The sequence below is a fragment of the Geminicoccus sp. genome, assembly GCF_036263595.1.
Taxonomy (GTDB): Bacteria; Pseudomonadota; Alphaproteobacteria; order Geminicoccales; family Geminicoccaceae; genus Geminicoccus.
Genome location: NZ_DATAGQ010000077.1, coordinates 16,560 through 30,395, shown reverse-complemented (window position 1 = coordinate 30,395; position 13,836 = coordinate 16,560). Strand labels below are relative to the sequence as shown.

Below are 13,836 nucleotides of genomic sequence, written 5' to 3'. Positions count from 1 at the left end.
TCACATGTGGATCGGTTTGGCGAAGGCAGCCAGCGCGGCCTCCTTGATTGCCTCTTCCAGCGTGGGGTGCGGGTGGCTTGTACGGGCCAGGTCCTCGGCACTCGCGCCAAATTCCATGCCGACGGTTACCTCGTTGATCATGGTGCCGGCATCGGACGCGATGATGTGGCAGCCCAGGATGCGGTCGGTCCCCGCATCAGTCAGGAGCTTCACGAACCCATCCGTATTGCCGACGGCGCGGGCACGCGAGTTCGCCATCATCGAGAACTTGCCGACCTTGTAGGCTACGCCCGCCTGCTTGAGCTGCTCCTCGGTCTGGCCGACTGCCGCGATCTCCGGGTCGGTGTAGACCACGCCGGGAATAAGGTTGTAGTCGATATGGGGCTGCTGGCCAGCCAGGATCTCAGCCACTGCCACGCCCTCTTCCTCGGCCTTGTGGGCGAGCATGGGACCTTTGATCGCGTCGCCGATCGCGAAGATGCCGGGTACGTTGGTGCGGAAATGCTCATCCGTGGCGATCCGCCGCCGTTCGTCGAGGGCGACGCCCGCTGCCTCAAGCCCAACGCCGTCGGTGTAGGGGCGCCGGCCGATAGCGACCAGCACGACGTCGCACTCGATCGCCTCGCCTTCACCGCCCTTGGCCGGCTCGACATGGACCTTGAGCAGCTCACCGGAGCTGTCCACGCCTGTCACCTTGGTACCAAGCCTGAAGGTCATGCCCTGCTTGGTCAGGATCCGCTGGAAGGTCTTGGACACCTCCATGTCCATACCCGGGGTGACGCGGTCGAGGAATTCTACCACCGTCACCTTGGCGCCGAGCCTGCGCCAGACGGTGCCCATTTCCAGACCGATATAGCCGCCACCAATGACCACCAGGTGCTCCGGCACCTTGTCCAGGTCCAACGCGCCGGTTGAGGAGACGATCCGCTCCTCGTCGATGGTCACCCCGGGCAGGGGCATCACGTCGGAACCGGTGGCCAGGATGATGTTCTTGCTGGCAACCTGCTGGTTGCCGCCATCCAGCAGCGCCACGTCCATGGCATTCGTGCCGGTAAGCCGGGCCGCGCCCTTGATGTAGTCGACCTTGTACTTCCTGAAGAGGCCCTCGATGCCCTTGGTCAGGTTGTCGACCACGTCGTCCTTGTTGTCGAGCATGGCACCCAGGTCCAGCTCGACACCCTTGGCCCGGATGCCGATCTTCTCGAAATGGTGCTGCGCGTCCTCGTAGAGATGCGAGGTGTGGAGGAGGGCCTTGGAAGGAATGCAGCCGATATTCAGGCAGGTCCCGCCCAGCCGCCCGCGCTTCTCCACGCAGGCCACCTTCATCCCGAGCTGCGCTGCCTTGATGGCGCCGACATAGCCGCCGGGACCGCCGCCGATCACCACGACGTCGTACGGCTCGCTCATCCTGTTTCTCCCAAGGCCCGTAGCCGGACCGACCAGTATCGCTCGTTCAAAAGATGGGCAGTCCTGCTCGCGCCCGCCGCCCGACGGGCCGGGTCGCTGCCATGCGTGCAGCGCAAGATAGCCGGCCAGATGGAGCGGGCAGCAAACAGGAGCGCGATCAAGCCTCGATCAGGAGACGCTGCGGATCCTCGATGGTTTCCTTCACCCGCACCAGGAAACTGACCGCCTCCCTCCCGTCGATGATCCGATGGTCGTAGCTGAGTGCCGTGTACATCATCGGCCGCGCCTCGATCCTGCCGCCCGGCAGCACGACCGGCCGCTCCTGGATCTTGTGCATGCCGAGGATGCCAACCTGTGGCGGGTTGATGATCGGCGTGCTCATGAGCGAGCCGAAAATGCCGCCATTAGTGATGGTGAAGGTGCCGCCGTTAAGGTCGGCCATGCCGAGCTTGCCCTCTCGGGCCCGTTTCCCGAGGTCGGCGATGTTCTTCTCAATGCTGGCCAGGGACGCCGCATCCGCATCGCGGAGCACCGGCACGACCAGGCCCTGCTCGGTCGAGACCGCGACGCCGATATCGTAATAGTGCTTGTACACTACGTCGTCGCCGTCGATCTCGGCATTCACGGCAGGGTAGATCTTGAGCGCGTCGATGACCGCCTTCACGAAGAACGACATGAAGCCGAGCTTGATGCCATGCTTCTTGACGAAGGCATCCTGGTACTGCGTGCGCAGGGCCATGACCGCGCTCATGTCGACCTCGTTAAAGGTCGTGAGCATGGCGGCGGTGTTCTGGGCCTCCTTCAGCCGCTCCGCGATCCGCTTGCGCAGGCGGGTCATCCGGACCCGTTCCTCGCGACCGGAACGCTGCATAGGAGCCTCGGGCGCCGGGGCGGGCTGTGCCGGCGCCGCAGGCTGTGGTGCTGCGGCCACCGCCTGGACGTCGCCCTTGGTCACGTTGCCCTTGGGGCCGGTCGCCGGAACCGTGGCCAGATCCAGCCCTGCCTCGCCCGCGAGCTTGCGGGCTGCGGGGCCGGCTTGGGCGGCACCGTCGCCCACGGCAGCTGCTGGCGGATTCGCGGGAGTCGCGGGTGGGGCCAGTCCCTGGGCGGCACCCTGAGGAGGCGTCGGCTGCTCAGGTTTCGCAGCAATGGTCGGTGTGGCCGGGGCAGCTTCAGCACCGTTACCGGCACCCTCGCTGATCGAGCCCAGCACCGAATCCACCGCCACGTCGGTGCCTTCCTGGACGGTAATCTCTGCGATCACACCGGCGACGGGGGAAGGAACTTCCAGGTTGACCTTGTCGGTCTCGAGCTCGACGAGCGGCTCGTCCACCGCCACCCGGTCACCGACCTTCTTCAGCCACTTCGCTACAGTGGCCTCACTGACCGACTCCCCGAGCTTCGGCACCCGGATCTCGACGCTCATTCCAGCTCCTTCCCGTCCCCACGATCAACGGCAGCAGACCATCGCTGGCCCCACTGCCGGCATCATCCTGCCAGCGCCTCAGATACCAGCGCAGCCTGCTCACGCTCATGCTGCTTCAACGAGCCCGTCGCCGGCGACGCCGACGGCTTGCGGCCGGCGTACATAAGCCGGCGCTGCGGCACCCCCACGCTCTCCATGAGGTTCTCGATCCGCGGCATCACGAAGAACCATGCCCCCATGTTCCGCGACTCTTCCTGGCACCAGACGTACTTCGCCGTGGTCGGGTAGCGCTTGAGCTCGCGCAGCAGAGCATCTTCCGGGAACGGCGCCAGCTGTTCCAGCCGGATCAGCGCGACCTTGTCGACCAGGCCGAGTTCCTCGCGCTGCGCCTCCAGGTCATAATAGACCTTGCCCGAGCACAAGATCACCCGCTCGACCCCGGCATCCTTTTCCGAAGGCGGCCGGTCGTACATGACGCGGTGGAAGCTCGTGTCCGGACCCATTTCCTCCAGGGTGCTCACGCAGCGCTTGTGGCGCAGCAGCGACTTCGGATCCATCAGGATCAAGGGCTTGCGGAAGTCGCGGCAGAGCTGGCGGCGCAGGACGTGGAAGTGGTTGGCCGGGGTCGTCACGTTGACGATCTGCAGGTTGTCCTCGGCGAACAGCTGCAGGAACCGCTCCAGCCTCGCCGAGCTGTGCTCCGGGCCCTGACCTTCCATGCCGTGCGGCAGCATCACGACCAGCCCCGACATCCGCAGCCACTTGCTCTCGGCCGAAGCGATGAACTGGTCGAAATAGACCTGAGCGCCATTGGCGAAGTCGCCGAACTGCGCCTCCCAAAGGGTCAGGCAGTTCGGATCCGCCAAGGAGTAGCCGTACTCGAACCCGAGCACGCCTTCCTCTGACAGAAAGCTGTCCACCACCTCGAACCGTGCCTGGTCCGGCGACAGGTTGTCGAGCGGCACATACCGCTCCTCAGTGGTCTGGTCGTAGATCGCAGCATGGCGCTGGCTGAACGTGCCGCGTCCCACATCCTGGCCGGAGAGGCGGACGGGGAATCCCTCGGCGAGCAGGCTGGCGAAAGCCAGATGCTCCGCCGTCGCCCAGTCGATGCCGGAACCGGCCTCGATCGCCTTGCGCCTGGCCCCGATCACCCGGGTCAGCCGCGAATGGATATTGAGCGTCTCCGGCAGCGTGGTGAAGTTCAGGCCGAGCTCGCGCAGGCGGTCGACCCGCACGCCGGTCTTGCCGCGCTCATAGGCCTCGGGCGCCTTGTGCAGGCCCTTCCAGGCACCTTCGAGCCAGTCAGCCTTGTTCGACTTGTAGCTGCGAGCCGCCTCGTGGGCGCCTTCCAGCTGCTTTTGGAAGGTCTCGAGCACCTGCTGGGCCTCGCCAGCGCCGATGACCTTCTCGTCCTCCAGCTGCCGCGCGAACAGTTGCCGCGTGGTCGGATGCACGGCGATGCTGCGGTACATGAGCGGCTGGGTAAAAGCCGGTTCGTCGCCCTCGTTGTGGCCGTGCCGGCGATAGCACCAGAGATCGATCACCACGTCCCGACGGAAACGGTGCCGGAATTCGGCGGCGAGCTGGGCCACCTGGCAGACCGCAACCGGATCGTCACCGTTCACATGGAAGATCGGCGCCTGGACGCCGCGCGCCACGTCGGACGGGTAGGGCGAAGTCCGGGCATAGGCCGGGCTGGTAGTGAAACCAATCTGATTGTTGATGATGAGGTGGATGGTCCCCCCGGTTCGGAAACCCTTCAGCTCCGACATCTCGAAGCATTCATGGACCACACCCTGGCCGGCGAAGGCCGCATCACCATGCATCAGGATCGACATGACCCTGGCGCGATCGGTGTCGCCCTTGATTCGCTGCTTGGCCCGCACCTTGCCGATGACAACCGGGTTGACGGCTTCCAGGTGCGACGGGTTCGGCGTCAGCGACAAATGGATCGACTTGCCGTCCTCGAACAGACGATCGGTGGAGGTGCCAAGATGGTACTTGACGTCCCCGGACCCCAGCACCTCGTCGATTGCCGGCTGCCCCTGGAACTCGCTGAAGATCGCCGTGTAGGGCTTGCCCATGACATTCGCGAGCACGTTGAGGCGGCCGCGATGGGGCATGCCCAGCACGATCTCCTCGACGCCGAGGCTGCCTGAGACGCGGATGATCGTCTCCAGCGCCGGGATCGCCGACTCGCTGCCATCCAAGCCGAACCGCTTGGTGCCTGGGAACTTGACGTGGAGGAACTGCTCGAAGCCCTCGGCGACGGTCAGTTGCTCCAGAAGCTCGCGCTTGTCGGCTGAGGGCGTGTGCAGGAGACCGCCTGCCGCCTCGACACGGGACTGGATCCAGGCCTTCTGTTCCGGGTCCTGGATGTGGAGGAACTCGATGCCGATCTTGTTGGCGTAGGTCTGCCGCAGGATCTCCAGGATCTCGCGCAACGTGGCCTGCTCGCGACCCAGCACCATGTCGAGAAAGAAGGTGCGGTCCAGGTCGGCGTCGGTAAAGCCGTAGGTCTTGGGGTCGAGTTCGGAATGCCGGGCGCGCCGGCTCAGTCCTAACGGATCCAGGTCCGCCTGCAGGTGGCCACGCACTCGGTAGGCGCGGATCAGCATGATCACGCGAAGGTGATCACGGATCAGCGCACGCGTCGCCGGATCGTCCAGCGACGGAAGGTCCAGATTGGCGGGAACGCCATAGGGGACCGGACGGCTGGGGCGAGGGGCAAGAGCCGCCTTCGCCTGCCGGAACAGCGCGCTGTTCTCGGCGCCGAGCTCGTCGAAGTAGGTCCGCCAGGACACATCGATCGATGCAGGATCGGCGAGGTACCGATCATACAGCTCCTCGATGAACGACCCGTTACCGCCATACAGGAACGAGGTCTGCTCCAGTTCCTGACGCTTTGCCATCTCTCGTTCCCCGGAAACCGGCAAAGGCAGGCCCTGCTTCACCCGGCTGGCCTGCCTTCTGCCCGTTCCTTGATCCTAGACCCTAATCCTTGACAATCCCTTTACGCTCGGCCGCCCATGGCGGCGAGCATCGCCTGACCCAGTGCCGCCGGATGGTCCGCGATCGTGATCCCGGCAGCACGCATCGCCGCGATCTTGCTTTCCGCGTCACCCTTGCCGCCGGAGATGATCGCCCCGGCATGACCCATGCGCCGCCCGGGTGGAGCGGTGCGGCCGGCGATGAAGCCGACGATCGGCTTGGTGCAGCCCGACTGCTTCCAGTAGTCGGCAGCATCTTCCTCGGCCGATCCGCCGATTTCGCCGATCATGATGACGCCCTCGGTCTCCGGGTCCCGGATGAACATCTCCAGGACGTCGATGAACTCGGTGCCCTTCACCGGATCGCCGCCGATGCCGACGCAACTGGTCTGGCCGAGCTTGGCCGCCGTGGTCTGTGCGACTGCCTCATAAGTGAGCGTGCCGGAGCGGGATACAATACCGATCTTGCCGGGCATGTGGATGTGGCCAGGCATGATTCCGATCTTGCACTGCCCCGGCGTGATGACGCCCGGGCAGTTCGGGCCGATCAGCCGCGAGGAGGAGCCGGTCAGCGCGCGCTTGACCTTGACCATGTCCATCACCGGGATGCCCTCGGTGATGCACACGACCAGCGGCACTTCCGCGTCGATCGCTTCCAGGATGGCATCCGCGGCGAAGGGCGCCGGCACGTAGATGACCGAGGCGTCGCAGCCCGTCGTCTCCCGAGCTTCCCTGACCGTGTCGAACACCGGCAGGCCCAGATGGGTCTCGCCGCCCTTGCCAGGCGTCACCCCGCCGACCATGCGGGTCCCGTAGGCAATCGCCTGCTCGGAGTGGAAGGTTCCCTGCGCGCCGGTGAAGCCCTGACAGATGACCTTGGTGGTGGAATCGATCAGGACCGACATCAGTGGGTGCTCCGCACGGCGTTCACGATCTTCTGGGCGGCGTCCGCCAGGTCGTCGGCGGGCGTGATCGGCAGGCCGGATTCGGCGAGGATCTTCTTGCCGAGATCGACATTGGTGCCTTCGAGGCGCACCACCAGGGGCACGGTGAGGTTCACCTCCCGGGCCGCGGCGACGACACCCTCGGCGATCACGTCGCAGCGCATGATGCCGCCGAAGATGTTGACCAGCACGCCCTCGACGTTCGGGTCGGACAGCAGCAGCTTGAAGGCGGCCGTCACCCGCTCCTTGGTCGCCCCGCCGCCGACATCGAGGAAGTTGGCGGGCTCGCCGCCGAACAGCTTGATGATGTCCATCGTCGCCATGGCAAGGCCGGCGCCGTTGACCATGCAGGCGATATTGCCGTCGAGCTTGATGTAGTTCAGCTCGTGCTTGGACGCCTCGATCTCGTGCGGATCCTCCTCGTCCAGGTCGCGCAGTTCCAGGACCTTGGCCTGCCGGAACAAGGCGTTACTGTCGAAGTTCATCTTGGCATCGAGCGCCACGAGATCGCCGCCCTCGGTCACCACGAGCGGGTTGATCTCGACCTGGCTGGCGTCCTTCTGGACCATGCAGTCGTAGATGCCGCGCATGAAGGCCACGGCCTTGCCGACTTCCTTGCCCTTGAGGCCCAGGCCGAACGCAATCTGCCGGCCATGGAAGGCCTGAAAGCCAGTGGCCGGGTCGATCGCCACCTTCAGGATCTTCTCCGGCGAGTGCGCGGCGACCTCCTCGATCTCCACGCCGCCTTCGGTCGACGCCATGATCACGACCCGGGAGGTCGCGCGATCGACCACCGCGCTCAGATACAGCTCCCGGGCGATCCTGCAGCCATCCTCGACATAGACCCGCTTCACCACCCGCCCGGACGGCCCGGTCTGATGGGTCACCAGGGTCATGCCGAGCATGTCCTTGGAGAGCTGCTTCACCTCGTCGATCGACTTGGCGAGCTTGACGCCGCCGCCCTTGCCGCGGCCGCCGGCGTGGATCTGCGCCTTGACGACCCAGATCGGGCCGCCGAACTCGCGCGCGGCGCTCTCGGCTTCGGCGGCCGTATAGGCGACCTTGCCCTTCAGCACGGTCACGCCGTACTCGGCCAAGAGCTGCTTGGCCTGGTATTCATGGATGTTCATCGATCGCCCCTCAGAGCTTGACGGCGTCGCAGAGCTTCCGGACCGCGTCGACGCTCTTGTCGAACTGGGCCTTCTCCTCCGGGTTCAGCTCGATCTCCACGATCTTCTCGACACCGCCCGCACCGATGATCACCGGTACGCCGACATAGAGGTCGCTCACACCGTACTGCCCGGTAAGGTGGGCGGCGCAGGGGAGGAGGCGGCGCTGATCCTTCAGGTAGCTCTCGGCCATCTGGATTGCGGAAGCTGCGGGCGCGTAGAAGGCGGACCCAGTCTTCAGGAGGGCCACCACTTCAGCACCACCGTCACGCGTGCGCTGCACGATCGCGTCCAGCTTCTCCTGCGTGGTCCAGCCGAGCTTGACCAGGTCCGGCAGCGGGATGCCGGCCACGGTGGAGTAGCGCACCAGCGGCACCATGGTGTCGCCATGGCCGCCCAGCACGAAGGCTGTGACGTCCTCGACCGAGACCTTGAACTCGTCCGCCAGGAAGTAGCGGAACCGGGCGCTGTCCAGGATGCCGGCCATGCCAACCACCTTCTGCGGCGACAGCCCGGACACTTTCTGCATGGCCCAGACCATCGCATCGAGCGGGTTGGTGATGACGATCACGAATGCGTCGGGGCAGTGGGTCTTGATCGCCTCGCCGACCTGCTTGATCACGCCGGCATTGATGGCGATCAGGTCGTCGCGGCTCATGCCCGGCTTGCGCGGCACGCCGGCGGTCACGATCACGACATCGGAGCCGGCGATCGCCGCATAGTCACTGCTGCCGGACAGGGCCGCATTGTAGGCCTCGACCGGTCCCGTCTGCGCCAGATCCAGGGCCTTGCCGGCCGGCACGCCTTCGGCGATGTCGAACAGGACGACGTCGCCCAGTTCCTTCTGTGCCGCAAGAAGGGCGAGAGTCCCGCCGATCTGCCCGGCACCGATCAGTGCAATCTTCTTGCGCGCCATGTCGAAAATCTTCCCCCGTTGCTCTGCGCTGGACGGCGTTGAAGTCGCGCCGTTCTAGGCCCGTCGGCCACACCGGGCAATCGGCACGTGGGCAGCCATAGTTCCGGGGACGAACGATGCCGGCGATGCGCGGCCGGTGGCGAATCTCCAGTCAGGCCCTGGGGAACGATCCCCGATCAGCTCGTCCCGGAGGGGTCGGTTCGCCGGCTGATCACGATCCTGTCGATGTCGAAGGTCCCGTCATTGATCTGGTCGGCCAGACCATTCGGGTTGAAGAGCTGCACGATCGGCGTCGGCCGATAGGCGCTTCCGTCGCCGTCCAGGTCCACGCTCACCCTGACGTCGTTCTTCCCACCGCTACCATCCAGGTCGGCTGTCTCGAACTGCAGCCACTTCTCCGCCTGGGCTGGCGTGAAGCCGGTGCCCTGCAGCAGATCGGCCATCAGCAGCTTGTCATCCTCAGCGGCACTGAAGTCGTTGATGCTGTCGACCCGATCGGAAAGACTGCCGATGCGGAAGATGTCGGCGCCAGAACCGCCAAACAACGTGTCGTTGCCGGCCCCACCGTTCAGCAAGTCGTTGCCGGCCCCACCCACCACGAGGTCGCGGCCCTCGCCACCGTCGATCAGGTCGTTGCCGCCGCCACCGGTGATCTCGTCGTCGCCGGCGCGCCCGCTGATCAGGTCATCCTGGCCGGAGCCGATCAGCCGATCGGCATCGCCATCGCCGCGGATCAGGCTGTTCTCCAGCCGCACTGTCATGATCGCAGGCTCGCTGGTCAGGCCCTGCTCGTCCGTCACGGTGAAGGAGAACTGCCGTTCACCAGCCGCCACCTTGCCGCTGCTGTTCACATAGCGGATGGCGTCCATCGCGAGATGGTAATTCTCGTGGGTGTCCAGGCCGCTGAACCGGATCCGTGTCGTTCCGTCCACCGCATAGGTGATCGAGGTGCCATCGATCACGCCGTCGCCATTGGCGTCCGCCGTTGCCACCAGCCCGATCCGATCGCCCGACTGCTGGCCCGATAGCAACGTCACGCTCGCCGCGCTCGCCTGGACCCCGTCGTCGCTGATTTCGGAGTCGGATCCTACATCGGTACCGGATGCCTGCTCGCTGTAGGTAGGGCCGAACCGGATCTGAAACGTGTTGTCGTTGAAATCGTAGTCCACCCCCCTGGTCGAGGGCGTCTGGTCCTCGAAGCTGAGCGTGAGGTCGCCTTCGCCGCCGAACAGGCCGGACACGAGCTGGGCCCGGCCGGACGGGTTGAGCAGGTTCTCCTCGGTAGTCGGATCGGCGTCGGCCGTGTGGAACACCAGCCCCTTCACGATCGTCTGGGTCCCGTCGGTGCCGATATGGACCAGCACCGGCGGCACGCCGTCGCTGATCTTGGCCGGTTGACCGGTTTCCGGGTTGCGGAACTCGAAGCTGCCACCCTCGAACAGGTCCGGGTTGAGCGTGAAGCCTTTCTGGACGACGAAGAAGCCGAGCTGCGTGCCCGCGGGGACCACGCCCAGCGAGTAGGTGGACTCGCCGGGCACGAGCGGGCCCTTGCCGTCCAGCAGCTTGGGCTGGGACGGATCGTAGACGTTGCCGTTGACCTGCGGGAACGCGATCTGGACGTTGGCAAACTGGCCGGATGCGTCGATGTAGTAGGCGCCCAACGTGTTCTGGAACTGCGCCACCTCGTTCTTGAAGACGACCGTGACCTCGCGGTCGACGTCCAGCTTGAGGTTGTTCGGTTCGACACCGAAGACTTCGTCCGTTTCGTAGGCCTGACCTTCCTCGAACGGCGGAAGCACTTGGCCGCTGGCCAGCTTGAACCCGTCCGACAGTTCGGCGATGCGGCCGATGATGAGCGGGCGCACCTCCAGCGTCGGTGCCTCGTTCTCCGCGGGGGGCGGCGGCGGCGGAGGTGACACCGGTGGCGGGGGAGAGACCGGCGGTGGTGGCGACACTGGCGGAGGCGGCGGCGAGACTGGCGGCGGCGGAGGCGGCGAGACGGGCGTCTCGCCATCTGCTTCCGCCACGAGCGTGCCCTGCGGCTGGATCTCGCGGAAACCGTAATTGAGGGCCGTGGGGCCGAGGGGGCCGGTCGGGTCGATGCCCGGACCGATGCCGGTCGGGCCGTAGAAGGTGTAGATGCCGCCACCCGAATCGGCGACGGGACCGCTGGTCTGCTGGCCGCCTTCCGGACCGGCGGCCGGCTCGACATTGGCCAGCCGCTCCGCACTTGCCATGAGGGTGTCGGCCGCCACCACCGGACCGCCCAGCACGGACAGGCCGGGCGCCTCCTCGCCGGCCGGCGGAGGCGCAAAGAAATTGACCAGCACCACCACGCCGCCATCGGCCAGCGTGATGACCAAGTCCTGGCCGTCCGGGACATAGGTTGCAGTGCGGGGATCGAAAGCTCCGTCAGGAAGCGCGAACTTCTGTCCCGCCTGAACGAGGATGACCTCGCGCTCGCCCGGCTCCGGCGTCTGCACCGTGATGATCTCGCCGCCGACCGTCGCCGCCGCATTGTTGGCGACCGTCTGAGTCTCTGTCGCGGCCGGCGGCGTCGGCTGGCGTTCTGCGGTTGTCGCCGCATCGGGCGCCACATTCATGCCATCGGCATTCTCTGTTGGCGGCGTCGGCGGAAGTGGGGTCGTGTCGGGGATGGCGGACGGAGCGGGCGGCGGAGCCGGCACCTGCGACGCAAGGGTATCGGCGCCGGCCTGGCCAATCAGCAAGTCGCCAGTCAGGCCGTTCGATCCCTCGGCCTCGTCCAACGCCGGCGAGCCGGCCACGTCGCGCTCGAATTCCGTCACTACCCGATCCCCACGTCGCTGAGCAGTGCAGGCCGGCTACTCAGGCCGTTCTTCCTGGAGTCCCAGTAGGCTGCATCTGTTTTTCGTTCCGGCGCTTAACCGTAAAATAACTTATCGGGCCGCTATATCGGCCTCAACCGCAATCCGGTATGTGTGTGAGTATCATGGTATGCCTGCTCCGTCCGTCCAAGCTGGGCCGCCGTCGATGATCCGAAAGACCATGCGCGTCGGCGACGTACGCACCTCCATCAAGCTGGAGCCAGATTTCTGGACCTATCTGAAGGAGATCGCCGACCAGCGGCACATCCGGCTGTCCACGCTGGTCAACGAGGTCGCGAACGCCGCGCCGGACCGCACCAACCTGGCCTCGACGCTGCGGACCTTCTCGCTGGTGCACGCGCAACTGCGCACGCAGGCGCTCCATCGCGATCTCGACCAGCTGACGGTGGCAGGAAACAACCAGGATCTGCTCAAGGTCATGGAAACCTGCCCCTTGCCGATCATGATCCTGAACCCCGACCGGGAGATCAAGCAGATCAACAAGGCGCTTGCGACCTGGCTGAACCTGGACCCCAAGGCCACGATCGGCCGGCGGCTCGACACCATCATGATCCTGCGTGCCGCCAACCTGAAGGACATGTGGAACCATCTTGCCAGCGGCAGCATGCAGCGCGGCAGCTTCAGCGCGACCTATGTGAGCCCTGGGCGCGTACGTACTGCCCAGGCACTCGCGGTGGCCCTGTCGCCCGTCGCCGAGGGGCAGCCACGTGGCTCGATCATCCTTTTCGAGACGCTGTCGGGGAAGAACTGAGCCGGTCCTACCGCATACTCGGGCCGGCTCGGTCCAGAACGGGTGGCTGCTTCTTGGCACGGAGCACCCGGCTTCCCGTTCAAGCTTTCAAGCGGGTCCGTCGGGGCATGGAAAGTCTCCTGGCCCGCTGCCATAGGCACTCAGTTCTTCGGCGCACGCTTGCTGAGGATGCGCTGCAGCGTCCGCCGGTGCATCTCGAGGCGGCGGGCAGTCTCCGAGACGTTCCGGTTGCACTGCTCGAACACACGCTGAATGTGTTCCCACCGGATCCGGTCCGCGGACATCGGGATCTCGCTGCCGTCGCTAGACTTCACATGCTCACTGCCTAGCAGGGCCGACACGATCTGGTCGGCGCTGGCCGGCTTGGCCAGATAGTCGACCGCACCCGCCTTCAGCGCGACCAGAGAGCTGGCGATGCTGTCGTACCCGGTGAGGATCACGATCCGCGTGCCGGTCCTTAGCTCCTGGAGCGTGTAGACCAGTTCCATCCCGTGCCCGTCGCCCAGGTTAAGGTCGAGCACCGCGTAGTCGGGCGGGCTGTCGGCCGCCTGCTCGTGCGCCTCCTTCAATGTTGCAGCCGCGGCTACGGTGAACCCGGCCTTTTCGAGAGAACGAGAGAGGTTCCGGCGCAGAGGCGCATCGTCTTCAACCAGAAGCAGCCGCTTCAAGTCGGTCTCGCTACGTAGTCGCTCGCTCGTGTCGCTCATCATCGCCAACACTCCTCGGAGGAGACCCCCGTCACGTGCAACTGCGGGCGCCGCGACAGCGCCCGCCATCTTCCCGCCCAGTTCATTCCTTGGGGGCGCGCTTGTTGAGAATACGCTGCAACGTTCGCCGGTGCATGTTCAGCCGACGTGCCGTCTCGGATACATTGCGATTGCACTGCTCGAAGACTCTTTGAATATGTTCCCATCGAACCCGATCGGCCGACATCGGGTTTTGCGGTGGCGGCGGCAAGGCGGCTCCGGTCGCCAGCAGCGCCGCGATCACCTCGTCGGCATCGACCGGCTTGGCAAGATAGTCGATGGCGCCGGCCTTCACCGCGGCGACGGCCGTCGCGATGTTGCCATAGCCGGTTAGGATAACGACCCTCGCCTTGGCATGGATCTCGCGCAGGCGCCGGACCAGTTCGATGCCGCTGCCGTCGTCCAATCGCAGATCGATGACCGCGTATTGCAACTTCAAGGAGTGCACCAGGTTCAAGCCCTCCCGGTAGCTTTCGCCGGGAAATACCCGAAATCCGCGGCGCTCCAGCGCACGCTGCAGCGACCGGCGCAACGGCGCGTCGTCGTCCACCAGGAGCAAGGTCGGCTCCTCGCCGGACTCCAGCTCCACCATGCCCGACATACCGACTCGCGGGCCG

General features: G+C 65.6%; 10 protein-coding genes. 1 reads left to right on the top strand and 9 read right to left on the bottom strand.

Annotated elements, in window-relative coordinates; translation table 11 throughout:
- The 7 genes from lpdA to VHL31_RS06765 all read right to left on the bottom strand — a co-directional run bounded on the left by lpdA (position 1) and on the right by VHL31_RS06765 (position 11,662).
- Positions 1-1,407, bottom strand: a complete 1,407-nt coding sequence (lpdA, locus tag VHL31_RS06795; protein WP_329660452.1) for a dihydrolipoyl dehydrogenase — start codon at positions 1,405-1,407, stop codon at positions 1-3.
- Between the two features lie 157 nt (positions 1,408-1,564).
- Positions 1,565-2,833, bottom strand: a complete 1,269-nt coding sequence (odhB, locus tag VHL31_RS06790; protein ID WP_329660451.1) for a 2-oxoglutarate dehydrogenase complex dihydrolipoyllysine-residue succinyltransferase — start codon at positions 2,831-2,833, stop codon at positions 1,565-1,567.
- Positions 2,834-2,895: 62 nt separating this feature from the next.
- Positions 2,896-5,748, bottom strand: coding sequence for a 2-oxoglutarate dehydrogenase E1 component (locus VHL31_RS06785; protein WP_329660450.1), 2,853 nt, complete (start codon positions 5,746-5,748; stop codon positions 2,896-2,898).
- Positions 5,749-5,849: 101 nt separating this feature from the next.
- On the bottom strand, positions 5,850-6,731 hold the full coding sequence (sucD, locus tag VHL31_RS06780; protein WP_329660449.1) for a succinate--CoA ligase subunit alpha: 882 nt from the start codon (positions 6,729-6,731) through the stop codon (positions 5,850-5,852).
- Positions 6,731-7,900: an ADP-forming succinate--CoA ligase subunit beta gene (gene sucC, locus VHL31_RS06775; protein ID WP_329660448.1), complete on the bottom strand. Its 1,170-nt coding sequence runs from the start codon at positions 7,898-7,900 to the stop codon at positions 6,731-6,733. The genes sucD and sucC overlap by 1 nt, the downstream gene beginning before the upstream one ends.
- Positions 7,901-7,910: 10 nt before the next feature.
- Positions 7,911-8,855: a malate dehydrogenase gene (mdh, locus tag VHL31_RS06770; RefSeq protein WP_329660447.1), complete on the bottom strand. Its 945-nt coding sequence runs from the start codon at positions 8,853-8,855 to the stop codon at positions 7,911-7,913.
- Positions 8,856-9,031: 176 nt separating this feature from the next.
- Complete coding sequence (locus tag VHL31_RS06765) at positions 9,032-11,662, bottom strand: type I secretion C-terminal target domain-containing protein (protein ID WP_329660446.1); 2,631 nt, start codon at positions 11,660-11,662, stop codon at positions 9,032-9,034.
- Positions 11,663-11,867: 205 nt separating this feature from the next.
- On the opposite strand from VHL31_RS06765, the gene VHL31_RS06760 reads away from it, so the two are divergent.
- Positions 11,868-12,473, top strand: a complete 606-nt coding sequence (locus VHL31_RS06760; RefSeq protein WP_329660445.1) for a ribbon-helix-helix domain-containing protein — start codon at positions 11,868-11,870, stop codon at positions 12,471-12,473.
- Between the two features lie 140 nt (positions 12,474-12,613).
- On the opposite strand, the gene VHL31_RS06755 is transcribed toward VHL31_RS06760, so the two are convergent.
- Both VHL31_RS06755 and VHL31_RS06750 read right to left on the bottom strand, forming a co-directional pair.
- Entirely contained in the window at positions 12,614-13,183 is a 570-nt protein-coding gene (locus VHL31_RS06755; protein ID WP_329660444.1) for a response regulator, read from the bottom strand.
- 79 nt (positions 13,184-13,262) lie between these two features.
- A complete protein-coding gene (locus VHL31_RS06750; RefSeq protein WP_349262378.1) occupies positions 13,263-13,820 on the bottom strand; it encodes an ActR/PrrA/RegA family redox response regulator transcription factor in 558 nt (185 codons plus the stop codon).
- Positions 13,821-13,836: the final 16 nt, after the last annotated feature.

Coding starts and splice junctions, on each gene's coding strand:
- lpdA (WP_329660452.1), bottom strand. CDS start 1,407: ATGAGCGAGCCGTACGACGTCGTGGTGATCGGCGGCGGTCCCGGCGGC.
- odhB (WP_329660451.1), bottom strand. CDS start 2,833: ATGAGCGTCGAGATCCGGGTGCCGAAGCTCGGGGAGTCGGTCAGTGAG.
- VHL31_RS06785 (WP_329660450.1), bottom strand. CDS start 5,748: ATGGCAAAGCGTCAGGAACTGGAGCAGACCTCGTTCCTGTATGGCGGT.
- sucD (WP_329660449.1), bottom strand. CDS start 6,731: ATGTCGGTCCTGATCGATTCCACCACCAAGGTCATCTGTCAGGGCTTC.
- sucC (WP_329660448.1), bottom strand. CDS start 7,900: ATGAACATCCATGAATACCAGGCCAAGCAGCTCTTGGCCGAGTACGGC.
- mdh (WP_329660447.1), bottom strand. CDS start 8,855: ATGGCGCGCAAGAAGATTGCACTGATCGGTGCCGGGCAGATCGGCGGG.
- VHL31_RS06760 (WP_329660445.1), top strand. CDS start 11,868: ATGATCCGAAAGACCATGCGCGTCGGCGACGTACGCACCTCCATCAAG.
- VHL31_RS06755 (WP_329660444.1), bottom strand. CDS start 13,183: ATGATGAGCGACACGAGCGAGCGACTACGTAGCGAGACCGACTTGAAG.
- VHL31_RS06750 (WP_349262378.1), bottom strand. CDS start 13,820: ATGTCGGGCATGGTGGAGCTGGAGTCCGGCGAGGAGCCGACCTTGCTC.